The sequence below is a fragment of the Rhizobium sp. TRM96647 genome, assembly GCF_025780115.1.
Taxonomy (GTDB): domain Bacteria; phylum Pseudomonadota; class Alphaproteobacteria; order Rhizobiales; family Rhizobiaceae; genus Mycoplana.
On record NZ_JAOXHF010000001.1, the window covers coordinates 547,527 to 571,006 of the forward strand.

A 23,480-nucleotide genomic window follows, 5' to 3' on the forward strand; every position below is an offset into this window, starting at 1 on the left:
GTTGCATGGCCAGCGCCGCAATCGTGGCGCCATGGCTGCGAACCATGGGCTCGCAGCCGACTTATGCCCCGCCCGCCTGCTACGCGGTGTTCCCCGGGGCACAGCTACCACTCCCGGCGATGGGGCGCGGCATGGTGCAGGATGCAATCAGAAAAAGGAGCCAGCCATTTCGGGTGAACCTTCGAGGGCATGCCCCATGAACTCGAGAGCGCCCTTGAGGGTCTGTCGGCCGATGGGGCCGCCGATGCAGACGCGGACCGCCTCGGGGGCGGGCCCGTCGACGGTGAAGGCATCGCTGGCCACCACGCCGATCCCGGCCGAACGCATGTGACTGCCGAACGTCGACCGCGTCCAGCCGCCTGTCAGCGGCAGCCAGATGTTGAAGCTGATCGGATCGCTGCGATAGCTGCCGCCGGGCAGGACGTCCGCGACGAGCGCCTGCCGGGCGGCGGCCTCCTCGCGAACGAAGCGCAGGATGCTGTCGGCGGTGCCGTCCTCGATCCAGCGGGTCGCGAGCGCCACGGTCAGGGGCGAAGCCATGACGTTGTTCGCCCGCATGGCGCTCGCAAACGGCCACGCCGCCTTGGTGTCCGGCGCAACGACATAGGCGAGCCGCAAGCCCGCGCCGATGCATTTCGCAAGCCCGCCGATATGCCAGGTCAGGTCAGGCGCCATCGCCGCCAGTGGCGGCGGGCCGTGGAGCGGGATGAAGCCGTAGGCGTCGTCCTCGACGATCGGCACGTGATAGCGGCGCGCCACTGCGCAGATCTCCTCCCGCCGCCGCTCCGGGATCGTCAGGGTCAGCGGGTTCTGCAGGGTCGGGTTGAGATAGAGCGCCTTCGGCCTCCTGGCCTCGCACGCTTGCGCGAATGCCGCGGGTATGATGCCGTCCTCGTCCATCGGCAGGCCGGCGAGCGTCAGCCGCAACTGGGCAGCGATCGAGCGCATCCCGGGGTAGGTGATGTTTTCCGAAAGCACGGTCTCGCCGGACTTCGCCAGCATGCCGAAGATCGCCAGCAGGGCCGGATGGGCACCCGGCGTGACGAAGATGCGCTCCTGCGAGGCCACGAGCCCGCGGCGACCGAGCCAGGCGGAGGCGGCATCCTTGTCCATGCCGGCGCCGCCGAAGCTCTGGTAGCGTAGCAGCGGCACGAGATTGGTGGCGATCGCCGAGATACCATCGCGCATGCGGGCGAGGAGGTCCGGATCGTCCGGCTCCGGCGGCATGTTCATCGAGAAGTCGACGACGGAGGCCCGGCGCGGATCCTGGGTCGCATCGGATACGAAACCGCGGCGCTCCTTGTCGGCGCCGCCGGTCACGAACGTCCCGCGCCCGACATGCGACCCGACGAGGCCCCGCTTCTGCGCCTCGAGATAGCCGCGCGCCACGGTGGTAAAATCGATGCCGAGCCGCTTTGCGAGTTCGCGCTGCGGCGGCAGGCGGTCGCCTGCAACCAGATGGCCACTGCGCAGGTCCATCTCGATCACGTCGGCGATCGCCATGTAGCGGGGTCCGTTGCTGCGGCTGAGGTCAGGGTCCCAAGTCTTCATGTCATTCCGTATCCGGCACGCTGTCTGATTGACTGTATATTGTTGCGAAATGCAACTGTCACTTACAATCATTCTGAATCGGGATATGGCCGCTTTCTCATCGGCGCTGTACGGCGCCGTCTTGCAAACGATTGAATGCATTTTGATGGCATAGCCAAGACGCACCAGCGGACCTGGCATGGACGCCGGCGAAGATTGCTCCTGCCGTGGACGATGACTGCGCGGCGACCGGAGCGAGCCTGCACGAAACCGCAGACCCCCGGCGACACGGAAATTATGGTTAACGTTCCGTTGTGATTTTCCAGGTAGTCAGGGAACAGAAGCGGCCGACCGCCGTTTACGCGCCGACCTGGAGGACAGACAATGCTCGCAACCCTGCTGAACGTTCTGCGCAACGATCGCTACGAGGCGTCCGACACCGGCACCTTCGCCGATGGTGCGTTTCAGATCTCGGAAGCCGAACGGAGGCACCTGTCGCAGCAGCGCCGCGGCCAGCTCTCCTACCTGCGCGACTACGGCAACCCGCGTGCGATTGACGCGAGCCGGATCGGCCGCGCGTAACCCCGCGCGGCAATCCTACCCGGTCTCCCTGAGCCGGTTCAGTGGCGGAAGTGCCGCATCCCGGTAAAGACCATTGCGACTCCGGCTTCGTCGGCCGCCGCGATCACCTCGGCGTCACGCATCGAGCCGCCCGGCTGGATGACGGCGGTGGCGCCGGCTGCGATGGCGGAAAGCAATCCGTCCGCAAAGGGCAGGAAGGCCTCGGAAGCGACGGCCGAGCCGCGCGTCAGCGGCTCGGCAAGCCCCATCGCCTTGGCCGCGTCCTCGGCCTTCAGGGCCGCGATCCGGGCCGAATCGACGCGGCTCATCTGGCCGGCGCCGATGCCCGCCGTCTGGCCGTCCTTCGCATAGACGACCGCATTGGACTTGACGTGCTTGGCGACCTTGAAGGCGAACTTCATGTCCTCGAGTTCCTGCGCCGTCGGCGCCCGCCGGGTCACGACCTTCAACTCGAGATCCTCGACCATGCCGTTGTCGCGGCTCTGCACGAGCAGACCGCCGGAGACGGTCTTCGCGGCGATGCCGGGCGTGCGCGGGTCGGGCAGGGCGCCGGTGACGAGCAGACGCAGGTTCGGCTTGGTCGCAATGATCGCACGGGCGGCCTCGTCGGCATCCGGCGCGATGATGACCTCGGTGAACAGCTTGACGATCTCCTCGGCCGTCTCACCATCGAGCCGGCTGTTCAAGGCGATGATGCCGCCGAACGCGGAGACCGGATCGCAGGCGAGCGCGCGCTTGTAGGCTTCCTTCAGGCTGGGACCCGTCGCCACGCCGCAGGGATTGGCATGCTTGATGATGGCGCAGGCCGGCCCCTTCTCCGGCAGGAACTCGGCGACGAGCTCGAAGGCGGCATCCGTGTCGTTGATGTTGTTGTAGGAAAGCTGCTTGCCCTGCAGCAGCGTGGCCGTGGCGACGCCGGGCCGGTTCTCGCCGGTGACGTAGAATGCGGCCTTCTGGTGCGGGTTCTCGCCGTAGCGCATCTCCTCCTTCAGCGCGCCGCCAATCGTCCTGTAGGCCGGCGTCGCGATCTCCAGCGCCTCGGCAAACCAGTTCGAGATCGCCGTGTCATAGGCCGCCGTGCGGGCATAGGCCTTGGCGGCGAGCTTCTGCCGGAAGGCATAGGACGTCGTCCCGTCGGCCAATTCCTCGAGCAGCGCCGCATAGTCGGACGGATCGGTGACGATCGTCACATAGGCGTGGTTCTTGGCCGAGGCGCGGATCATCGCCGGACCACCGATGTCGATGTTCTCCACCGTCGTCGGGTAGTCGCCGCCCTTGGCGCGAACCTCCTCGAACGGATAGAGATTGATCACGGTCAGGTCGATCGCGCCGATCCCGTGCGCCTTCATCGCCTCGACATGCTCGGCATCGTCGCGGATCGCCAGCAGGCCGCCATGCACGCTCGGATGGAGCGTCTTGACGCGACCGTCCATGATCTCGGGAAAGCCGGTGACCTCCGACACGTCCGTGACTGCGAGGCCGGCCTCGCTCAGCGCCTTGTGCGTGCCGCCGGTGGAAAGAAGGCGAATCCCCTTCTTCGACAGCGCCTCCGCCAGCTCGACGATCCCCGACTTGTCGGAAACGGACAGCAGCGCGGTCTTCACCGCGACGCGATCGGGAGCAGGGATTTTCTTCGAAGCGACGGCCATGGGGGTAATCTCCGGAAATGGGGCCGACGTCCGGGCGGGCCGCCGGCGGAAACATGCGCCCCGTTAACACACGAGCAGACGCGAGGAAACCGGCAAATTTTCCCTTTTCGCCGCTCTCAGCGGCGCTCGCGCCGCATGTGCCACTGCACCTCGGGAATGCTGCCGAGCGGCATGGTCAGCGTCAGCTGGTGCGCCGGGCGAACGCCGGAGGGATCTGCGAAGAAGACGTCTTCCTCCTCGGAGACAGCGACGTCGCGGCAGGAGAACGCCCACGTCTCGCCGTCATGGGCGACCAGACGCACCTCGTGCGGATCGACCGCGACGATCCGGATGGCCGGATGGACATGGAACCTGACGACGGCGACATTGGCACCGCCGTCGGGCGCCGTGCCGTCCGGCTTGAAGAAGCGCTCGCGGCCGCGAATGTCGGTGCCGTTGCGGCCGAGATAGAGGTCCCGTTCGTAGATCAGGCCGAAGTTCGCCACGTAGCCGTCGTGGCTGGCAACCAGCCCGTCGGCTCCGTCCGCCTTGTCATAGCGGGCCACATCGATCCTGGAGACGCCGCCGAAGATCACCGGCCCAAGGAAGCCCGAGCCGGAAATGCGCGCCGAAGAGGTGTCGTTCAGGGTCGCGACCGACTGGGCCGCCGTCGCCCGCGAAAGCTGCCGGATGGCTTCGCCGGCAAAGCGCGGACGCCCCGAGTTCACGAAGTAGCGATACCTACCGGACGACATCTCGAGCGACAGGCAGCCGGCCGTCGCAGTCGTCGACAGTGCCACGGAATGGGGCTTGCCCGTATCGACGATGATCGTCGTCTCGCCGGCTTCCAACCGCTCGTAGCCTGTCTGTGGCAGGCCCCTGAACGGCGCGCCGGAGGTTTCGTCGTAGCGCAGCACCGACAGAAGCTCGTTCGCGAGCGTATAGGTGGCGCCATTGAACAGCGCCAGCTCCCCGCCCTGATGCCGGAAGAAGCGCAAGGCGGGATAGATGCGGTCGATGCAGGGGATGAGCTGCTGCGGCACGTCGTGGCCGAGGTTGACGTAGGTCTGGCGCAGCGGCAGAAGGTCGAACAGCAGATCGAGCCCGACGCGCGGATTGCGCGATACGTGGCCACCGTCGGAGAGGATCTGGCGGTCCAGTTCGCGGTCGAGATCGCGCGCGGCGCGGCGGATCTTCGTCGCCGAACTCGGCATCGCGATGGACGCCATGGCGAGCGCGATCTTGACCTTGAGCCGCGGCTCGCCGTCCGGGGTCGCGTCGGCGATATGGCGGAGGTAGCGGACCTGGAAGGCGAGGTTCTTCAGGAAACGGCGGTAGAAGGCATAGTCCGCGTCGCGAAGCACGACCGGAGAGTGCGAAAGCCAGGCGACGATGCGCTGGGCGATGATCTCCGGCCGCCAGGCCACCCCGGCGATGCTCCTGCCATGGCCCGCGATCCAGTCGTCGATGATCCGCCGGACCACGAACGAGCCCGCATCCTTTTCCGCCACCCGCATGTGGCGGAGCCAGGCAAAGGCATGCAGCCGGTTGGCGAATTCCTCGGAAGGCAGCTCCAGCGCGAAGGGCGATTCGCCCTCGCAATCGAGCAGGCGCCCGGCAAGCGGAAACCGCCCGCCGATGATCTCTTCGGCGGTAAAGGCATCGGCAGGCCTGAGGTCGGTCGGCGCCACCACGAGCCGCTCGGGCGTGCGGCCGGCGAAGCGCAGCGCCGACACGCGTCCGACGGCAAGCCGCCGGGAAAAGCGTCTCCACGTCTCGTGTCCATAGAGGTATGCCAGTCGTTGCCGGTCTGAAAGCCGCATCGCCAATTAACTCTTCCCCCGCCCATAACTAGGCGCAGGTATTCCATGCGTCAATTCGCACATTAGAAATCGATTGTTGATGAAGGCGCCGACACGCGGCGCGGCGATCCGCAATCAATGCCTCTGGAGCAGGACCGCATAGAAGCCGTCCAGCCCGCCCGGAAAGCCCTCTTCGCCTTTCAGCATGTCGGGCGTGGTACGAAATTCGCCAAGCGGCGATATGGCCTCTTCCAGTCCGGGCCAGTCCGCAGGGTCCAGCGGCACCCGTGACCAGCCCGACGCGCCGGCCAGAACACGCGCGATCATCTCCTCGCCCTCGATCGGATCGAGCGAGCAGTTCGAAAACACCAGATGGCCGCCGGACCGCACAAGGCCCATCGCATGAAGCAGCAGACGTTCCTGCAATTGGGCGAGCTTTTCGATATCGGCTGGTCCCTTCGTCCAGAGGACGTCCGGATGACGCCGGATCGTCCCCGTCGACGAGCAGGGCGCGTCGAGCAGCACGGCATCGAACGGTTCGGCGGGCCTGAAATCGAGCAGGTTGGTCGCGATCGTCTCCGCAGACAACCCCAGCCGGGCAAGATTGCCTTCGAGCCGCTTCAGCCTGTTGGCCGACTGGTCCAATGCAGTCACCACGGCGCCGGCCTGCGCCAATTGGGCGGTCTTGCCCCCGGGCGCGGCGCAGAGGTCGGCGACCCGGCAACCCGCAAGGTCGGGAAAAAGCCGGGCGGGGATCGAGGCGGCCGCGTCCTGCACCCACCACGCGCCGGCGGCAAAACCTTCCAGATCCGGGACGCGACCGACAAATGCCGGCAGGCGCACCGATCCGGTCGACAGCAGGCGACCGCCGAGCCGGCCTGCCCAGCCTTGCGGGTCGCCCTTGACCGTCAGGTCGATCGCGACAGGCTCGAGTTGCGAATCGGAAATCTGCGTCGCCCGCTCGGGCCCGTAGACCTCGGAGAGCCGATCGAAGAACCACGGCGGCGTAACGGGAACGGCATGGGTGGCCGTCAGGTGCGACGCCTTCTCGCGGGCTAGGCGGCGCAGAACGGCATTGACCAGGCCGGCAAAGCGGCGGCTGCGCGGATCCGACCGAGCCTGCTCCACGGCGAGGTCTACGGCCGAGTGATCCGGCACGTCCAGATAGAGGATCTGGGCAGCGGCAACCACAAGAATATGATAAAGCGAGCGGGCACCCTCCGGCAGCGGCGTTTCCACCAGCGAATCGATGATCGCCCGGATCCGCGGCAGATGGCGCAGCGACGTGTTGAGGACGGCGCGCACCAGTGCGCGGTCGGCCTCGCTGAGGGCGCGGTATCCCGGGTTGCCGTTCTCGGCGTCCAGCATTCCGTCCAGCGACACCCGCCGATCGACGACGGCGGCCAGCAACCGGGCGGCGACCTGCCGAGGCGTGATACCGGTCTTCTCCGGCGCTGCCCGGGGACTGCCCTTGCGGGACGTCGGTCGCGGTCGGGATTTCTGTTTCGGATGCGAATCGTTGCCGTCGGATGTCAAGACCAGGGACCCTTTGGTGGTTCGGAACCACCGCGTCCCCAGCCAGTCGGTGGAACGGAACGCGATTTTCGCACCGCCTTAGCAGCCTCGGCCGGGCGCGTCGAGGGCTGGGGCTGCGCGGCCTGGCGCACATCGGCCGCCATCGCTTCAAGTGCCGCAATCCGGTTTCCCGTATCCGGATGGGTCGAAAACAGGTTGTCCATGCGCGCGCCCGAGAGCGGATTGATGATGAACATATGGGCGGTCGCCGGGTTGTGCTCGGCCTCCTCGTTCGGAATGCGGCCTGCCGCCACCGCGATCTTCCGGAGCGCCGACGACAGCCACAACGGGTTGCCACAGATCTCGGCACCGCGCCGGTCCGCCGAGTACTCGCGGGTGCGGCTGATCGCCATCTGCACGAGCATCGCCGCAAACGGCGCGACAATCATCGCGATCAGGATCCCGATGAAGCCAAGCGGATTGTTGTTGTTCTCGCGGTTGCCGCCGAAGAACATGGCGAAATTCGCCAGCATCGAGATCGCACCGGCAATCGTCGCGGTGATTGTCATGGTCAGCGTGTCACGGTTCTGGACATGGGCGAGCTCGTGCGCCATGACGCCGGCGACTTCCTCATAGGAAAGCGCATGCAGAAGGCCGGTCGAGGCGGCGACAGCGGCGTTCTGCGGATTGCGGCCGGTGGCGAACGCGTTCGGCTGATCGCTGTTGATGACGTAGACCCGCGGCATCGGCAGCCCCGCCCGGGCGGCCAGATCGCGAACGATGCCGTAATATTCCGGCGCACTGCGCTCGTCGACCTCCTTGGCGCCGTACATCGACAGCACCATCTTGTCGGCGTTCCAGTAGGAAAAGAGGTTGGTGGCAGCGGCGACGACGAGCGCGATCATCATGCCGCCCTTGCCCCCGATGAGAAAGCCGACGGCCATGAACAGGGCCGTCAGGAAGGCCAGCAGCATTGCCGTGCGGACAAGATTCATGAGGTGTCTCCCCGATGAGAAGCGGTGCTGCGATGTTTCACGTGAATCAAGGCTTTGCCGCCAATGAGAATGTTCCTATATGATGGTGAAGGTTCGATCTTTTTCAATATCCCGACGATCAGGACGATGTGATGCAGGGTGACAATGACAACGTCAGTGGCGGCGGCCGCGTTCTTCCTCCGGCAGCGCTCCGCGCGCTGAAGGAAGCCGAGGAACGGCGCGCGGCAGAGAAGGATGCGCCCCTGCCGCCCGAGATCGGCGGACGCGGCGGCCTCGATCCGGCCCGCTTCGGCGACTGGGAGATCAACGGTCGCGCCATCGATTTCTAGGCTATATTTCCTATTGATTGGCAGTGATTGACGGAATATATTCCTTGAATGGAACGATTCCGCCATCTGGCTCTGGCCGCCATCTGCCAATTCGCGCTCTGGGCCGCACCGGAGGCATTCGCATCAGATCGGCATGGCGTTGCCGGACCGGTTGCCGCCAACATCCTGCGCATCGTCGATGGCGATACGATCCTGGTCCAGGCCCGGCCCTGGCCGCAACAGACGGTGGAAGTCCTGGTCCGTATCCGCGGGATCGACGCGCCGGAGATCAGAGCCCGATGTGCAACCATCCGCGCGGCCGCCGGGGCGGCCAGGGCGCATCTGGCGCAACTGCTTCCTGCAAGCGGAACGGTCTTCCTGACCAACGTCTCCGGCGACAAGTATTTTGGCCGGGTCGTCGCTGACCTGCTTCTCGAAGATGGATCGAATCCGGCTCAGGAAATGATCGCGGCCGGCCTGGCACTGCCCTACGACGGCGGTCGGAAGGCCGCGGCCGTTTGTCATGCCGGCGGCTGAACAGGTATCTGCTTTGTGGAGGCGCGGCCACAATCCTGTAGCCGCTTCCAGGTGTGAAATCGACCCCCGTCAGCCGGCGGCCTTGTTCTGCCGGTTGGCGATCAGGTCGTCGACGACGGCGGGATCGGCGAGTGTCGAGGTGTCCCCCAGCGATCCGAAGTCGTCCTCCGCGATCTTGCGCAGGATGCGGCGCATGATCTTGCCGGAGCGGGTCTTCGGCAGGCCGGAGGCGAACTGGATCTTGTCCGGCGTCGCGATCGGCCCGATCTCCTTGCGCACATGCTTGATCAGGTCCTGGCGCAGCGTATCCGTGCCGTCCTCACCGGCCATCAGCGACACATAGCAATAGATGCCCTGGCCTTTAAGGTTGTGCGGATAGCCGACGACCGCGGCTTCCGAGACGAGATGGTGCGAGACCAGTGCCGATTCCACCTCGGCGGTGCCGAGACGATGGCCGGAGACGTTCAGCACGTCATCGACGCGGCCGGTGATCCAGTAGTAGCCGTCCTCGTCGCGGCGGCAGCCGTCGCCGGTGAAGTACTTGCCCTTGTAGGTGGAAAAATAGGTCTGCACAAAGCGATGGTGGTCGCCGTAGACCGTGCGCATCTGCCCCGGCCAGCTGTCGGTGATGCAGAGGTTGCCATCGGCGGCACCCTCCAGGACCTTGCCTTCACCGTCGACGAGTTCCGGCTTGATGCCGAAGAACGGCCGCGTCGCCGATCCGGGCTTCAGGTCGGTCGCGCCGGGCAGGGGGGTGATCAGGATGCCGCCGGTCTCCGTCTGCCACCATGTATCGACGACCGGGCAGCGGTCATCCCCAACGACATGGTAGTACCATTCCCAGGCTTCCGGATTGATCGGCTCGCCGACCGAGCCGAGAAGGCGCAGCGAGGAACGCGAGGAGCGCTTGACGAAGGCATCGCCGGCGCCCATCAGCGCGCGGATCGCCGTCGGCGCCGTGTAGAAGATGTTGACCTTGTGCTTATCGATCACCTCCCAGAAGCGGCCGGCATCGGGGAAATTGGGAACGCCCTCGAACATCAGCGTGGTCGCCCGGTTCGCAAGCGGCCCGTAGACGATATAGGAGTGCCCGGTGACCCAGCCGACGTCGGCCGTGCACCAGTAGATGTCACCCTCGTGATAGTCGAACACGTATTTGTGCGTCATCGACGCATAGACGAGATAGCCGCCGGTCGTGTGCAGCACGCCCTTCGGCTTGCCGGTGGACCCCGACGTATAGAGGATGAAGAGGGGATCTTCCGCCTTCATCCGGGCGGGCGGGCAGTCGCGCGGGACGCTGGCGGCTTCCTGATGATACCAGAGATCGCGGCCCGGCGCCCAGCCGGTCTTGCCGCCGGTGCGGCGCACCACGAGCACCTTGTTGACGATCACGTGCTGCTTGGCGGCGATGTCGATCGCCGTATCGGTGTTTTCCTTCAGCGGGATCGGCTTGCCGCCGCGCACGCCCTCGTCGCAGGTAATGACGAAGGTCGATTCGCAATCGACGATACGACCCGCCAGGGCATCCGGCGAGAAACCGCCGAAGACGACGGAATGGATCGCCCCGATGCGGGCGCAGGCGAGCATCGCATAGGTCGCCTCCGGGATCATCGGCATGTAGATGGTCACCCGGTCGCCCTTCTTGACGCCGTGCTTCTTCATCACATTCGCAAGCCGGCAGACGTGCTCGTGCAGCTCGTTATAGGTGATCTTCTTGTCGATATAGGGATTGTCGCCTTCCCAGATGATCGCCACCTGGTCGCCATGGGTCTTCAGGTGGCGGTCGATGCAATTGTAGGAGACGTTGGTGATCCCGTCCTCGTACCATTTGATCGAGACCTTGCCCGTAAACGAGGTGTTCTTCACCTTCGTGTAGGGCTTGAACCAGTCGATCCGCATGCCGTGCTTGTCCCAGAAGCGCTCCGGATTCTCGACGCTCTCGCGATACCATTTCTGATAGGTGTCGTTGTCGATCAGTGCGCGGCTCTTGGCGGACTTCAGCACCGGATAGGTCTTGGTAGACATGCATTCCTCCTCATGCGCATGGCGGGCCATGCTCCTCCGGCCCGAACGGTCTGAGCCATTCATATCAGGTCAAAGCCTTCCGGCAATTAGACAAAGGTCATTTGTCTCTTGAAGAATTGCATTTCTGCGACAGTGGCGTTATAGAGGTGCCCAATTCCCGGAAATCAGTGGTTTACCCCCCACGGCCCGCGACACCGGCGCGGACGGACAGAAGGATTGTATCCATGGCTCAACAGCTGCTCATGCCCAAGGCGACCGCGGTATGGCTCGTTGACAATACGGCACTGTCGTTTGACCAGATTGCCCAGTTCTGCAAGCTGCACCCGCTCGAAGTGAAGGCGATTGCCGATGGCGAGTCCGCGCAGGGCATCAAGGGTCTCGATCCGATCGCGACGGGCCAGTTGTCCCGCGAGGAGATCGCCCGGGCCGAGGCAAATCCGAATCACAAGCTGAAGCTCTCCGAGCCGAAAGTTCGCGTGCCCGAATCCAAGCGCAAGGGCCCGCGTTATACGCCGGTGTCCAAGCGCCAGGATCGCCCGAACGCCATTCTCTGGCTGGTGCGCAACCATCCCGAACTGAAGGACGCGCAGATCTCGCGCCTCGTCGGCACCACCAAGTCGACCATCGAGCAGATCCGCGAACGGACCCACTGGAACTCGGCCAACCTGGCGCCGATGGATCCGGTCACCCTCGGCCTCTGCTCGCAGATCGATCTCGACCTCGAGGTCGAACGTGCCTCCAAGGGTCGCCCCCTGCCAACCGCCGCCGAACTCGGCGCCACGCTCGAATCGGCCCGCGAAACGGAGAAACTCCCCTATGGCGGCAGCGACCGCGAAGAGGAGAAGGAGATCGACGCCGACGCCGTCTTCGCCAAGCTCAAGTCGCTCAAGTCGTCCGACAACGAGGACGAGGAAGACGACAACCGCTTCTAGGCGACGCTGTCAGATATATGCTGAAACCGGCCGTCATCGACGGCTGGTTTTTTTGTGCCGGCAGGTGGCAGCCCGCTCGTCTCAGGCGCCGATGTGCCGTGCTGCCAGAGCGGCAGCGATCTCGTCGAGGATTGCCGGATCGTCGATCGTCGCCGGCATCTTCCACGCCTCCCGGTCGGCGATCTTCTGCATCGTGCCCCGCAGGATCTTGCCGGACCGCGTCTTCGGCAGGCGCTTCACGCAGATCGCCATCTTGAAGGCGGCGACGGGACCGATGCGCTCGCGCACCAGCGCCACGACCTCCTTCTCGATCGTCGATGATTCACGTGAAACACCGCTGTTGAGGACCAGGAAGCCGGCCGGCACCTGCCCCTTCACCGGATCGGCAACCCCGATCACCGCGCACTCCGCCACATCCGGATGGCAGGCGCAGATTTCCTCCATCGCGCCGGTCGACAGGCGGTGGCCTGCGACGTTGATGATGTCGTCGGTCCGCGACATGATGAAGACATAGCCGTCCTCGTCGAGATAGCCGGCGTCCGAGGTCTTGTAGTATCCCGGAAACTCGGAAAGGCACGCGGCATGGAAGCGTGCGTCGGCGTTCCAGAAGGTGGGCAGGCATCCCGGGGGCAATGGCAGCCTGACGACGATGTTGCCCAGCGTGCCGGCCGCGACCGGATGGCCGGCATCGTCCAGCACCTCGATCTCGTAGCCGGGCAGGGGGACCGTGGGCGACCCGTGCTTCACGGGAAGCAGCCCGAGCCCCAGGGGATTGCCCGCCATCGGCCAGCCCGTCTCCGTCTGCCACCAGTGATCGATCACCGGAACCTGCAACACCCGCTCCGCCCATTGGAGCGTATCGGGATCCGCCCGCTCGCCTGCGAGAAACAGCGCCCGCAGCGACGATAGGTCGTAGCCGGCGATAAGCCGACCCTCGGGATCCTCCTTGCGAATGGCGCGAAAGGCGGTCGGCGCCGTGAACAAGGTCCGGACCCCATGCTCCTCGATCACCCGCCAGTAGGCGCCGGCGTCGGGGGTGCCGATCGGCTTGCCCTCATAGAGCACCGTCGTGCCGCCGATCAGGAGCGGGCCGTAGACGATATAGGAATGCCCGACCACCCAGCCGATGTCGGATGCGGCCCAGAAGACCTCCCCGGCGTCAGCCCCGTAGAAATGCTTCATGCTCCAGGCCAGCGCGACCAGATAGCCGCCGTTGTCACGTAGCACGCCCTTCGGCTGGCCGGTCGTCCCCGACGTGTAGAGAATGTAGAGCGGATCAGTGGCGCGCAGCGAGACGCATGGCACCACCGCGCCATCGGCTTTCGCCGCGCCGACCTCCGACGTGAAATCGACGTCACGCCTCGCCACCATCGACGCCGTCAGTTCCGGCCGCTGCAGGATGAGGCAATGGTCCGGCTTGTGGCTGGCGATCTCGATCGCCGTGTCGAGCAACGGCTTGTAGGCGACCACGCGCCCGGGTTCGATGCCGCAGCTGGCGGAGATCACCACCCTGGGCCTGCAGTCGTCGATGCGGGTCGCAAGCTCGTTTGCCGCAAAACCGCCGAAGACGACCGAATGAACGGCGCCGATACGTGCGCAGGCCAGCATGCTGAACACCGCCTCCGGCACCATCGGCATGTAGAGGATGACGCGGTCGCCGCGTGAAACGCCGAGCTTCGCCAGCACGGCCGCAATCGCCTGAACCTCCGCCAGCATGTCGCGATAGGTGAACGATCCGACCTGTCCGGTGACCGGGCTGTCGTAGATCAGCGCCGCCTGCTCTCCGCGCCCGGCCTCGACGTGTCGATCGACGCAATTGTAGCAGGCGTTCGTCTCCCCGTCGGGGAACCAGTGACCGTAGACGCCGCGGTTCCCGTCGAACGCGATCGAGGGCGTGACGGACCAGTCGATCCCGCCAGCAGCCTCCGACCAGAAGCCAGAAGGGTCGTCCTTCCATTGCGCATAAGTGGCTGCATAGCTGCTCGCCATGGTCATCTCCTCCCGTAGTCTCGCCGCCATCGATGACGGCACCTCCGGGAAAGAGAATAGGAGACAGGCTGGCGAGGGGGAAGCCAGACCAAAGGGCTAAGGCTTTTGTCGCGCAATCACACGGCCGGGTCGGCCGCTGGACACTGCCGGCGCCCTCAGCGTGTGCCGAAGATCGCCGAGCCCACCCGCACGCTCGTCGCGCCGAAGGCGATCGCCGTCTCGTAGTCTCCGGACATTCCCATCGACAGCCGCGCGACGTCGGCCTTGTGCGCGAGCTTGGCAAGCAACGCAAAATGCGGTCCCGGATTTTCATCCGCCGGCGGAATGCACATCAACCCTTCGATCGCGAGTCCGAGCTCGTCGCGACAGAAGGCGACGAAGGCGACCACTTCGTCCGGCGCGATCCCGGCCTTTTGCGGCTCGAGACCGGTATTGACCTGGACGTAGAGGCGCACGCGCCGGGCCTGCCGGTTCATTTCGGATGCGATCGCCCGCGCGATCTTTTCACGGTCGACCGTCTCGATCACGTCGAAGAGCGCCACCGCTTCGGCGGCCTTGTTGGATTGCAAGGGCCCGATCAGATGCAGCTCGATCCCGGTCGTCTCCGCGCGCAGGGCCGGCCACTTGCCGTGTGCCTCCTGCACCCGGTTCTCGCCGAAGACGCGCTGGCCGGCCGCGATTGCGGGACGGACGGCGTCCGCGTCGAACGTCTTCGATACCGCCACCAGCGTGACCGCACTCGAGGGGCGCCCGGCACTCGCGGAGGCCTTGCGGATACGATCGCGAACCTCGTCCAGACGCTCTTCCAGTTCCATTTTCGCCTCCGATACCTATCTATGCCCCGCACCTAACCAAATCGCCTCCTCTTGCCAAGTCCGGATACCCGGGCCGGACACCCCGGTCTCGGCGCCGGGAAGGCCGTGAAAACTTGACGCTACGGCGGTTTCATGGTGAAGGTCTCGCCACATATTCGCATGGGCTTTGCCCTTCAATCTTTCCGGAATTTCGACGACATGGCCACCGAACGTTACAACCCGCGCGACGCCGAGCCCCGCTGGCAGGCAAAATGGAACGACGAGAACGTCTTCCTGACAAAGAACGAGGATCCGCGGGAAAAGTACTACGTCCTCGAGATGTTCCCCTATCCGTCCGGGCGCATCCACATGGGCCATGTGCGCAACTACGCGATGGGTGATGTCGTCGCCCGCTACAAGCGCGCTCGTGGTTTCAACGTTCTGCATCCGATGGGCTGGGACGCCTTCGGCATGCCGGCCGAGAACGCGGCGATGGAGCGCGGCGTCCATCCGGCCTCCTGGACCTACCAGAACATCGCCTCCATGAAGGCACAGTTGAAGGCGATGGGCCTTTCGCTGGACTGGTCGCGCGAGTTCGCCACCTGCGATGTCGAATACTACCAGCACCAGCAGCACCTGTTCCTCGATTTCCTGGAGAAGGGCCTCGTCTACCGCAAGCAGTCCAAGGTCAACTGGGACCCGGTCGACAACACCGTCCTTGCCAACGAGCAGGTGATCGACGGGCGCGGCTGGCGTTCGGGCGCGCTGGTGGAACAGCGTGAGCTGACCCAGTGGTTCTTCAAGATCACCGACTTCTCCGAGGACCTGCTGGACTCCCTGGAACATCTCGACCAATGGCCGGAGAAGGTCCGGCTGATGCAGAAGAACTGGATCGGCCGCTCCGAGGGTCTCTCGATCCGCTGGGAGATCAGCGAACGCGCCGGACTGACGGACGAAAACGAGGTCACGGTCTATACGACGCGCCCCGACACGCTCTTCGGTGCATCGTTCATCGCGATTTCGGCTGACCATCAGCTGGCCAGGGATGCCGCCGCCCACAATGCCGACATCGCCGCTTTCTGCGAGGAGTGCCGCCGCGCCGGCACCTCGCTGGCCGCGCTCGAGTCCGCCGAGAAGAAGGGCATGGACACCGGCATCCGTGTCCGCCATCCCTTCGACGCGGGCTGGGAGCTGCCGGTCTACGTGGCGAATTTCGTGCTGATGGACTATGGCACCGGCGCGATCTTCGGTTGCCCCTCCGGCGACCAGCGCGATCTCGATTTCGCCCGCAAGTACGACCTGCCCGTTGTTCCCGTCGTCATGCCGCAGGGCGGCGACGCCGCGACGTTCTCGATCGGTGACGAGGCCTATGTCGGCGACGGCGTGATGATCAATTCCCGCTTCCTCGACGGCTTGTCCACCGAGGCCGCCTTCGAGAGCGTCGCCGACAGGCTGGCGGCAACCACGATCGGCAATGCGCCGCAAGGCGAGCGCAAGATAAACTTCCGCCTGCGCGACTGGGGCATCTCGCGCCAGCGCTACTGGGGCTGCCCGATCCCGATCATCCATTGCGAGGATTGCGGCGTCGTGCCGGTGCCGAAGAAGGACCTGCCGGTGAAGCTGCCGGAAGACGTCACCTTCGACAGCCCCGGTAATCCGCTGGACCGGCATCCGACCTGGCGCCACGTCGCCTGCCCGCATTGCGGCAAGGACGCCCGCCGCGAGACCGACACCATGGACACCTTCGTCGATTCGTCCTGGTATTTCACCCGCTTCACCGCCCCGTGGGAAAGCCGACCGACCGATCCTGCCGCCGCCGACGCCTGGCTGCCGGTCGACCAGTATATCGGCGGTATCGAGCATGCGATCCTGCACCTTCTCTATTCCCGCTTCTTCACGCGCGCCATGCAGGTGGCCGGTCATGTGGACCTGAAGGAGCCCTTCAAGGGTCTCTTCACGCAAGGCATGGTCGTTCACGAGACCTATAGCCGCGGCGAGGGCGCCAGGCGCGAATGGGTGACGCCGGCAGAAGTCCGCATCGAGGAACTCGACGGTGCCCGCCGCGCCGTACACGTCGAATCCGGCGAAGCGATCGCGATCGGCTCCATCGAGAAGATGTCGAAGTCGAAGAAGAACGTCGTCGACCCCGACGACATCATCGCCTCCTATGGCGCCGATACCGCGCGCTTCTTCGTCCTCTCCGATTCGCCGCCGGATCGTGATGTGATCTGGTCCGAGGCCGGCGTCGAAGGCGCCCACCGGTTCGTCCAGCGCCTCTGGCGGCTGGTCTCCGAAGCATCAGCAGCCCTTTCCGCTGCCCCCTCCAAAGCTGGAAGCGCCGGTGAAGCGCTGGCGCTGTCGAAGACCGCACACAAAACCTTGAAGGCAGTGCAGGCCGACTATGACAAGCTTGCCTTCAACAAGGCGGTCGCCCGGATCTACGAATTTGCCAACGCGCTCTCGTCGCCGCTGGCTACGGCGGCTGAAGGCCGTTCCGATGCAGAGATGAACGCGGCGCTGCGCAATGCGGTGGAGATCCTCATCGCCATCATCGCGCCGATGATGCCGCACCTCGCGGAAGAATGCTGGAAAGCCATCGGCGGCCACGACCTCGTCGCACGGACCGAGTGGCCGGCCTACGACGAAGCGCTCGTCGCCGAAAATGAAATCACGCTGCCGGTGCAGATCAACGGCAAGAAGCGGGATGATTTGACAATTGCCCGCGATGCGGATCAGATGGCCATTGAATCGGCCGTTCTGGCCCTCGAATCGGTTCAGGCCGCGCTCGGCGGCAAGACACCCAAGAAGATAATCGTGGTTCCGCAGAGGATCGTGAATGTTGTTGTCTGAGGCGTCACGCAGGAGAGGGCTGCTTGCATCCGCGGCCGGCCTGATCGGACTTGTCCTGTTGTCCGGTTGCCAGGTCAAGCCGCTCTATTCAAACGGATCGACCGTTGCCCAGTCGGCGGCGTCGATTTCCATTTCCGAAGCGGAAGACCGTGTCGAACAACGCGTCCGCAACGAGCTGATCTTCCTTCTCGCAGGCGGGAAGGGCGAGCCCGCCAATCCGACCTATCATCTCGAAATGAGCGTTAACGCACGCGATGTCGGCGTTCTCCTGTCACAGGACGACGATGTCGCGCGGGCCGGCCGGCTGGTACTGACGGCGGACTACAATCTGACGCTTGTTGAATCCGGCGAAACAATTCGCTCCGGGCGTCGACAGGTCGTTGCGCTCGTCGATTTTCCGGTCCAGGAGTTCGCCAAGCTTCGAGCCGTTCGTGATGCCGAGAACCGCGCGTCACGGGAAATGGCTGAGTTGATTCGCGCGGATCTTTCGGCGGCCCTTGCCAAGCGATAGCCGGCTATGTCGGAGATCAAGTCTCACGAGTTCGAAGGCTTTCTGCAGCGGGCACCGCGATCCGGCGGGGTATTTCTGATCTACGGCCCCGACCGCGGCCTAGTTTCCGAACGCGCCGGTCAACTGGCGCGGCTTACCGGCGTGCCGCTCGACGACGCATTCTCCGTGCTTCGCATCACCGCCTCGGACCTTGTCGGCCAACCCGGACGCCTGCTCGACGAGATGAACGCGATCGGACTGTTCGGCGGAGACCGGCTCGTCTGGCTGAAGGACGCCGGCAACGAGAAGCCGCTCATCGAAGCGATCGGTATTCTCGACAAGGAACCGCCCCGGGGCTGTAGCCTGATCATCGAAGCCGGCGACCTGAAGAAGGGGGCAGGCCTGCGAAAGGCGGTCGAGGGATCGAGATCCGCCATTGCCATACCGTGCTATGCCGACGACACCCGCGCGCTCAGCACGCTTATAGACACGGAACTGGATGCCGCTGGCCTTCGCATCGTTCCCGCGGCCCGACAGCGGCTCATGGAATCGATCGGCGGCGACCGGCTCGCCTCGCGCAACGAGGTGCGCAAGCTCGCCCTCTATTGTCACGGCCGCAACGTCGTCGAGGAGGAGGACGTTATGGCTGCGATCGGCGACGCCAGCGCCATCTCCGTCGACGATGCCGTCGACGCCATCCTGAAGGGCGACAACGGCGCCTTTCTCAACGCCATGCAGAAGATCATGTCATCGAAGACGCCGGTCTTCCTCGTCCTGCAGGCCTGCCTCCGGCAGTTCCAGTTGCTCGAACTGATGCGTGCCGAGATGGATGAGAAGCGGACCAACGCTTCGCAGGTCATCGCCACGATGGGCCGGCAGCTTCACTTTCGCCGCAAGCCGGTCGTCGAACAGGCGCTGAAGAAATGGTCTCTGCCGGCCATACGCCGCGAGGCCGGCCGCCTGCAATCCGCCATCCTGCAATCACGCCAGCGCTCGTCCCTCGAGGGCACGATCGCCTTGCAGACACTGCTCTCCACCGTGCTTCAATCGGCTCGAAACTAAATCGGCGTGGAGCCGCGTATTGTCGGCAGAAGGGTTTGCGTCGACCCTTCCGCGCGGGAGGGTGACGCAATCCGTCCTTTACAGAGGGTGGTTCCGAGCCCGTAGCTACCGGAAGGCTGATGCTTGTTGAGCTTCAGCGCCGCTCGAGCAGCCTGCAGATTTCTTCGAGCTGCTCGAGTGTCTTGTAATTGATCCGCAGATAGCCGCCGCTTGCCTTGTGGCTGACGGTCACATCCAGCCCGAGGCTGTCGGAAAGGGTGCGCTCCAGCGCCAGCGTATCAGCATCCTTCTCGTCCCTAGCCACATCCTTGCGGCCATGATCGGGATCGGACTGCGCCTTGATGTCGTTCTGAGCGAGCCGCTCGGCATCGCGTACCGACATTCCCTTGGCAACGATCGTCTTGGCCAGGGCAACAGGATCGGACGTCGGCACCAGCGCGCGCGCATGGCCCGCCGAAAGGGCACCGGACGCCAGCATGTCGCGGACCGGATCGGGCAGCTTCAGGAGACGCAGGCTGTTGGCGACATGGCTCCGGCTCTTGCCGATGATCTCACCGAGATCGTTCTGGGTATAGCCATGCTCGGCAATCAGCTGATCATAGCCCAGCGCCTCTTCCAGCGGGTTCAGGTCGGAACGCTGGACGTTTTCGACAATGGCGATCTCGAGCGCAGTCCGATCATCGACGTCACGGACGATGACCGGGATTTCCACGAAACCGGCAAGCTGGGCCGCCCGCCAACGCCGTTCACCGGCGATGATTTCATAGCGCTCCGGGGCGATCGTACGGGCCACCACGGGCTGGACGATGCCGTGCTGACGGATCGACGCCGCGAGATCCTGCAATTCGGCCTCATCGAAATAGCGGCGCGGGTTACGGGGGTTGCGCCCAACAAACTCGATCGGCACCATACGGTCCGGGTTGACGGGCGCCGACTGCGTCGTTCCCATCGCCATCGGCTGGTCCATTTCCCCGATCAGGGCGGCAAGGCCGCGACCCAGTCTCCGCTTTGAGTTGTCGTCGCTCATATGCACTACTTCCGATAGAGTTTAGGCGGCCTTCCGCTGCCGTTCCCGCTGGATAACTTCCGAGGCAAGCTGAAGATAGGCCTGGCTGCCGGCACATTTCAGGTCATAGAGGATCGCCGGCTTACCATAGGATGGAGCCTCGGATACCCGAACATTTCGGGGAATGAGCGTGTGATACACCTTCTCGCCGAGATGGGTGCGAACATCGTTCACCACCTGCAGCGCAAGATTGTTGCGCGCGTCATACATGGTGAGCACGATACCCTGAATATCGAGGGAGGGGTTCACCGTCCGCCGGATCTGATCGACCGTCTCCAGCAACTGGCTGAGCCCCTCCAGCGCGAAGAACTCGCATTGCAACGGAACCAGCACCGAATGGGCGGCCGTCATCGCATTCATCGTCAGCAGGTTGAAGGACGGCGGGCAATCGACGAGGATATAGGAATACTCTGCCGCGTCGTCCGCAAACAGCGCGCGCCGCAACCGAAATACCCGGTCGCTTGCGCCCGCGATCTCCATTTCAATCCCGAGAAGATCCATCGTCGAAGGCAGGATTGATAGGTTCGGCACGGCCGTCTGCTGGGCGATCTCGACGATCCCGTGAGTCCCCATCAAGAGGTCGTAGGAGGACAGCTTGCGATCGCGTCTATCGATTCCGAGGCCCGTACTGGCGTTGCCCTGGGGATCCAGGTCGACGATCAGCACGCGCTCGCCGATCGCGGCCAAGGCCGTCGCCAGATTGATCGCCGTCGTGGTCTTGCCCACGCCGCCCTTCTGGTTCGCTATGGTGATAATGCGGTTCGATAGGCTTGCCATGTTGGATCCGCCGTCACTGACTGATGCGCGAGAGCCCCGTTATCTCCAGCACGACAGAATCATGCTCAACGACGCTCTCATGTTTTATCAGATCGAAATGCCAACGACCACGCGCTTTGTCGACTTCGGCTCGATAATCCCGCCCTTTGTGAAAGAACGCCCGGCAATCTGTATTTCTGCTCATCCACGGCTCGATGAAGTCCATCAGAAGAGGCAGTTCAGCCAGCGCACGCGCCGATATGGCGTCACAATCCGAGATGATTTCCGCCGCTGTCTCGATTCGGACCGGATGGACGCTCGCCCGTGCACCGGTTTCAGCGATCGCCTGCCGGAGAAAGGCTGCCTTCTTGTTGTTGCTTTCGACCAGGTGAACCCATCCACCGGCTGCCTCGTGGAGCAGGATCGCGGTGATGATCCCCGGGAATCCCCCACCGCTCCCAAGATCGATCCAGGTCAGCGGGGCGGGGCAGAGCGAATATATCTGGGCACTGTCTCGAATATGCCGAGCACCAAAGTCGTCCAGAGTGGAGGGTGCGACAAGGTTGATGGTCCTGGCCCACTTGTCGAAAAGCGCAATGAACTTGCGAAGGCGCCGTTCCGTTTCACGTGAAACATTCAAGTCCGAAAGGGAGATATCCTCAGCTTTCATCCCGCAAGGCTCCGGGAGTCGTCCTCGCCGCCGCTGCGGCGGAGAGCCGTCAGCAACAATGAAATCGCGGCCGGTGTCATCCCATCGATACGAGCCGCCTGAGCGACATTCGCCGGTCTATCGCGCGTCAACTTCAGGCGCAATTCGGTCGATAGACCAGGTAGATCGTCAAAGCGGAAATCGGAGGGGATGATGCGTTCTTCCTCACGGCGCACATCGGCAATATCCGCCGCCTGCCGGTCCATGTAAACCGCATAAGACGCCTCAATTTCCAGCGCCTCCCTGGTCCGCGGGTCTATCCCCTGCAAATCCGGCCACACCTGCGCCAGTGACTGGATCGAGTGCTCGCTGTAGGACAGTAGCTCGTAGGCGCTTCGTCTCTGCCCGTCCTGATTGATTCTTATGCCATAGCTCAATGCCTGATTGGGCGTCAACCGTATCGACTTCACATAGTCGCGAGACCGATCGAGCTCGGCCTGCCATGTCAGGAAACGCTGACGACGTGCGTGATCCGCAATGCCCAGCTCGATCGCTACAGGCGTCAGCCTGAGATCAGCATTATCGGCGCGGAGCAATAGCCGATACTCTGCGCGCGAGGTAAACATCCGATAAGGCTCGGCGACGCCGCGCGAAGTCAGGTCGTCGATCATCACCCCGATATAGCTATCTGTACGGCTGAAATGGTGCGGCGGCAGCCCACCGACCTTGCGAGCTGCGTTGAGCCCGGCGACCAGCCCCTGGGCTGCCGCCTCCTCATAGCCGGTCGTGCCGTTGATCTGCCCCGCCAGAAACAATCCAGGGAGCTTCACGACTTCCAGTCCCGGCGTGAGCTCGCGCGGATCGACATGATCATACTCGATCGCGTAACCGGGCTGCAGGATGTCGACACGCTCCAGACCCGGAATGGTCCGGATGAACGCAGCCTGCACGGCAGCCGGCAGCGACGTAGAGATGCCATTCGGATAGACCGTGTCGTCGTCCAGACCCTCGGGCTCCAGGAAGATCTGATGCCCGTCACGCTCGCCGAAACGAACGATCTTGTCCTCGATCGACGGGCAATAGCGCGGTCCCACGCCCTTGATCTGCCCTGAATACATGGCCGACTGGCCGATATTATCCTCGATGATCCGGTGCGTGGCCGCTGTTGTCCGCGTCACGCCACACTCCACCTGCGGATTGGTGATGGCATCCGTCATGAACGAGAAGGGGACCGGATCGCTATCGGCCGCCTGCCGGCCGACTTGGTCCCAGGCGATGGTCTTCCCCGACAACCGGGCTGGCGTCCCCGTCTTCAGGCGACCAAGGCGCAGGCCAAAGCGCGCCAACGTCGCGGAGAGGCCAAGCGAGGGTCGCTCGCCCATCCGACCGGCCGGGGTCGTTTCGGAGCCAAGATGAATCAGGCCGCGAAGAAATGTCCCTGTCGTGAGCACCGCCGCACCACATCCGAGGCGACGCCCGTCACCCGTGATGACTGCGGCAATCTGCTGATCGCCGGACAACTCGATGTCGAAGGCGTCGCCTTCTATCACGTCGAGATTTTCGATCGCGGCGATTTCCGCCTGCATTGCCTCGCGATAGAGCCGCCGATCTGCCTGCGTGCGCGGACCACGGACGGCGGGGCCCTTACGGCGATTGAGCAGGCGAAACTGAATGCCGGCCCCATCTGCCACACGGCCCATCAGACCATCGAGTGCGTCGACCTCGCGAACCAGGTGCCCCTTGCCCAATCCGCCGATGGCCGGATTGCAGGACATGATGCCGATCGTATCCCGGGAATGGGTCAGCAGGGCCGTACGGGCGCCGGCGCGCGCGGCCGCCGAGGCAGCTTCGCAGCCGGCGTGTCCGCCGCCAATGACAATGACATCATAATTCACAATGATATCCTCAGGTTTACCGGTCCCGTTTCACGTGAAACACGAGATCGGACTCGTATAGGGTGTGGTCGTGTT

The 23,480-nt window shown here is 64.3% G+C and carries 19 protein-coding genes; 7 read left to right on the forward strand and 12 right to left on the reverse strand.

Features of this window, described 5'->3' with window-relative positions:
- Positions 1–147: 147 nt before the first annotated feature.
- Positions 148–1,551, reverse strand: a complete 1,404-nt coding sequence (locus OCK02_RS02475; RefSeq protein WP_263811653.1) for a PLP-dependent aminotransferase family protein — start codon at positions 1,549–1,551, stop codon at positions 148–150.
- Between the two features lie 363 nt (positions 1,552–1,914).
- Here OCK02_RS02475 and OCK02_RS02480 point away from each other — a divergent pair, with 363 nt between their 5' ends.
- Entirely contained in the window at positions 1,915–2,112 is a 198-nt protein-coding gene (locus OCK02_RS02480; RefSeq protein ID WP_263811654.1) for a hypothetical protein, read from the forward strand.
- Positions 2,113–2,150: 38 nt separating this feature from the next.
- Here OCK02_RS02480 and purH read toward each other — a convergent pair whose 3' ends face one another.
- The 4 genes from purH to htpX all read right to left on the reverse strand — a co-directional run bounded on the left by purH (position 2,151) and on the right by htpX (position 8,052).
- Positions 2,151–3,761, reverse strand: coding sequence for a bifunctional phosphoribosylaminoimidazolecarboxamide formyltransferase/IMP cyclohydrolase (gene purH / locus OCK02_RS02485; protein WP_263811655.1), 1,611 nt, complete (start codon positions 3,759–3,761; stop codon positions 2,151–2,153).
- Positions 3,762–3,877: 116 nt separating this feature from the next.
- A complete protein-coding gene (locus tag OCK02_RS02490) occupies positions 3,878–5,563 on the reverse strand; it encodes a heparinase II/III family protein (RefSeq protein WP_263811656.1) in 1,686 nt (561 codons plus the stop codon).
- Positions 5,564–5,677: 114 nt separating this feature from the next.
- The gene (locus OCK02_RS02495) at positions 5,678–7,084 is read right to left on the reverse strand and encodes an RsmB/NOP family class I SAM-dependent RNA methyltransferase (protein WP_412178747.1); all 1,407 of its coding nucleotides are present in this window, start codon (positions 7,082–7,084) and stop codon (positions 5,678–5,680) included.
- A complete protein-coding gene (gene htpX, locus OCK02_RS02500) occupies positions 7,075–8,052 on the reverse strand; it encodes a zinc metalloprotease HtpX (protein WP_263811657.1) in 978 nt (325 codons plus the stop codon). The genes OCK02_RS02495 and htpX overlap by 10 nt, the downstream gene beginning before the upstream one ends.
- 131 nt (positions 8,053–8,183) lie before the next feature.
- Between htpX and OCK02_RS02505 the strand changes: the two genes are divergently transcribed.
- Both OCK02_RS02505 and OCK02_RS02510 read left to right on the forward strand, forming a co-directional pair.
- On the forward strand, positions 8,184–8,381 hold the full coding sequence (locus tag OCK02_RS02505) for a DUF1674 domain-containing protein (RefSeq protein WP_263811658.1): 198 nt from the start codon (positions 8,184–8,186) through the stop codon (positions 8,379–8,381).
- A gap of 48 nt (positions 8,382–8,429) precedes the next feature.
- Positions 8,430–8,897 (forward strand): thermonuclease family protein, encoded by a 468-nt coding sequence (locus tag OCK02_RS02510; RefSeq protein ID WP_263811659.1) that lies wholly within the window; start codon positions 8,430–8,432, stop codon positions 8,895–8,897.
- A gap of 69 nt (positions 8,898–8,966) precedes the next feature.
- Here OCK02_RS02510 and acs read toward each other — a convergent pair whose 3' ends face one another.
- A complete protein-coding gene (gene acs / locus OCK02_RS02515) occupies positions 8,967–10,922 on the reverse strand; it encodes an acetate--CoA ligase (protein WP_263811660.1) in 1,956 nt (651 codons plus the stop codon).
- A gap of 224 nt (positions 10,923–11,146) precedes the next feature.
- On the opposite strand from acs, the gene OCK02_RS02520 reads away from it, so the two are divergent.
- Complete coding sequence (locus OCK02_RS02520; protein ID WP_230806446.1) at positions 11,147–11,854, forward strand: DUF1013 domain-containing protein; 708 nt, start codon at positions 11,147–11,149, stop codon at positions 11,852–11,854.
- An 81-nt stretch (positions 11,855–11,935) separates the two neighbouring features.
- Here OCK02_RS02520 and OCK02_RS02525 read toward each other — a convergent pair whose 3' ends face one another.
- Positions 11,936–13,843 (reverse strand): propionyl-CoA synthetase, encoded by a 1,908-nt coding sequence (locus OCK02_RS02525; protein ID WP_263811661.1) that lies wholly within the window; start codon positions 13,841–13,843, stop codon positions 11,936–11,938.
- 155 nt (positions 13,844–13,998) lie between these two features.
- The gene (locus OCK02_RS02530; RefSeq protein WP_263811662.1) at positions 13,999–14,658 is read right to left on the reverse strand and encodes a YggS family pyridoxal phosphate-dependent enzyme; all 660 of its coding nucleotides are present in this window, start codon (positions 14,656–14,658) and stop codon (positions 13,999–14,001) included.
- Positions 14,659–14,856: 198 nt separating this feature from the next.
- Between OCK02_RS02530 and leuS the strand changes: the two genes are divergently transcribed.
- From leuS to holA, 3 genes are read left to right on the forward strand one after another with little or no spacing between them, the layout of a single operon-like run.
- Entirely contained in the window at positions 14,857–17,487 is a 2,631-nt protein-coding gene (gene leuS, locus OCK02_RS02535) for a leucine--tRNA ligase (RefSeq protein ID WP_263811663.1), read from the forward strand.
- Positions 17,474–17,998, forward strand: a complete 525-nt coding sequence (gene lptE / locus OCK02_RS02540) for an LPS assembly lipoprotein LptE (RefSeq protein WP_263811664.1) — start codon at positions 17,474–17,476, stop codon at positions 17,996–17,998. Before leuS ends, lptE begins: the two co-directional genes overlap by 14 nt.
- A 6-nt stretch (positions 17,999–18,004) precedes the next feature.
- Positions 18,005–19,039 carry a DNA polymerase III subunit delta gene (holA, locus tag OCK02_RS02545; RefSeq protein ID WP_263811665.1) on the forward strand — a complete coding sequence of 345 codons (1,035 nt, stop codon included), beginning with the start codon at positions 18,005–18,007 and terminating at the stop codon, positions 19,037–19,039.
- A 133-nt stretch (positions 19,040–19,172) separates the two neighbouring features.
- Here the strand turns inward: holA and OCK02_RS02550 are convergent, their stop codons facing one another.
- From OCK02_RS02550 to mnmG, 4 genes are read right to left on the reverse strand one after another with little or no spacing between them, the layout of a single operon-like run.
- Positions 19,173–20,066, reverse strand: coding sequence for a ParB/RepB/Spo0J family partition protein (locus OCK02_RS02550; RefSeq protein WP_263811666.1), 894 nt, complete (start codon positions 20,064–20,066; stop codon positions 19,173–19,175).
- A gap of 21 nt (positions 20,067–20,087) precedes the next feature.
- A complete protein-coding gene (locus tag OCK02_RS02555; protein ID WP_263811667.1) occupies positions 20,088–20,882 on the reverse strand; it encodes a ParA family protein in 795 nt (264 codons plus the stop codon).
- 13 nt (positions 20,883–20,895) lie between these two features.
- The gene (locus tag OCK02_RS02560; protein WP_412178748.1) at positions 20,896–21,516 is read right to left on the reverse strand and encodes a 16S rRNA (guanine(527)-N(7))-methyltransferase RsmG; all 621 of its coding nucleotides are present in this window, start codon (positions 21,514–21,516) and stop codon (positions 20,896–20,898) included.
- A gap of 11 nt (positions 21,517–21,527) precedes the next feature.
- Entirely contained in the window at positions 21,528–23,408 is a 1,881-nt protein-coding gene (gene mnmG / locus OCK02_RS02565) for a tRNA uridine-5-carboxymethylaminomethyl(34) synthesis enzyme MnmG (RefSeq protein WP_263811743.1), read from the reverse strand.
- Positions 23,409–23,480: the final 72 nt, after the last annotated feature.

What these genes read in the sequence shown, in the direction of transcription:
- OCK02_RS02475 (WP_263811653.1), bottom strand. Translation starts at nt 1,551, where the DNA reads ATGAAGACTTGGGACCCTGACCTCAGCCGCAGCAACGGACCCCGCTAC.
- OCK02_RS02480 (WP_263811654.1), top strand. Translation starts at nt 1,915, where the DNA reads ATGCTCGCAACCCTGCTGAACGTTCTGCGCAACGATCGCTACGAGGCG.
- purH (WP_263811655.1), bottom strand. Translation starts at nt 3,761, where the DNA reads ATGGCCGTCGCTTCGAAGAAAATCCCTGCTCCCGATCGCGTCGCGGTG.
- OCK02_RS02490 (WP_263811656.1), bottom strand. Translation starts at nt 5,563, where the DNA reads ATGCGGCTTTCAGACCGGCAACGACTGGCATACCTCTATGGACACGAG.
- htpX (WP_263811657.1), bottom strand. Translation starts at nt 8,052, where the DNA reads ATGAATCTTGTCCGCACGGCAATGCTGCTGGCCTTCCTGACGGCCCTG.
- OCK02_RS02505 (WP_263811658.1), top strand. Translation starts at nt 8,184, where the DNA reads ATGCAGGGTGACAATGACAACGTCAGTGGCGGCGGCCGCGTTCTTCCT.
- OCK02_RS02510 (WP_263811659.1), top strand. Translation starts at nt 8,430, where the DNA reads ATGGAACGATTCCGCCATCTGGCTCTGGCCGCCATCTGCCAATTCGCG.
- acs (WP_263811660.1), bottom strand. Translation starts at nt 10,922, where the DNA reads ATGTCTACCAAGACCTATCCGGTGCTGAAGTCCGCCAAGAGCCGCGCA.
- OCK02_RS02520 (WP_230806446.1), top strand. Translation starts at nt 11,147, where the DNA reads ATGGCTCAACAGCTGCTCATGCCCAAGGCGACCGCGGTATGGCTCGTT.
- OCK02_RS02525 (WP_263811661.1), bottom strand. Translation starts at nt 13,843, where the DNA reads ATGGCGAGCAGCTATGCAGCCACTTATGCGCAATGGAAGGACGACCCT.
- OCK02_RS02530 (WP_263811662.1), bottom strand. Translation starts at nt 14,658, where the DNA reads ATGGAACTGGAAGAGCGTCTGGACGAGGTTCGCGATCGTATCCGCAAG.
- leuS (WP_263811663.1), top strand. Translation starts at nt 14,857, where the DNA reads ATGGCCACCGAACGTTACAACCCGCGCGACGCCGAGCCCCGCTGGCAG.
- lptE (WP_263811664.1), top strand. Translation starts at nt 17,474, where the DNA reads ATGTTGTTGTCTGAGGCGTCACGCAGGAGAGGGCTGCTTGCATCCGCG.
- holA (WP_263811665.1), top strand. Translation starts at nt 18,005, where the DNA reads ATGTCGGAGATCAAGTCTCACGAGTTCGAAGGCTTTCTGCAGCGGGCA.
- OCK02_RS02550 (WP_263811666.1), bottom strand. Translation starts at nt 20,066, where the DNA reads ATGAGCGACGACAACTCAAAGCGGAGACTGGGTCGCGGCCTTGCCGCC.
- OCK02_RS02555 (WP_263811667.1), bottom strand. Translation starts at nt 20,882, where the DNA reads ATGGCAAGCCTATCGAACCGCATTATCACCATAGCGAACCAGAAGGGC.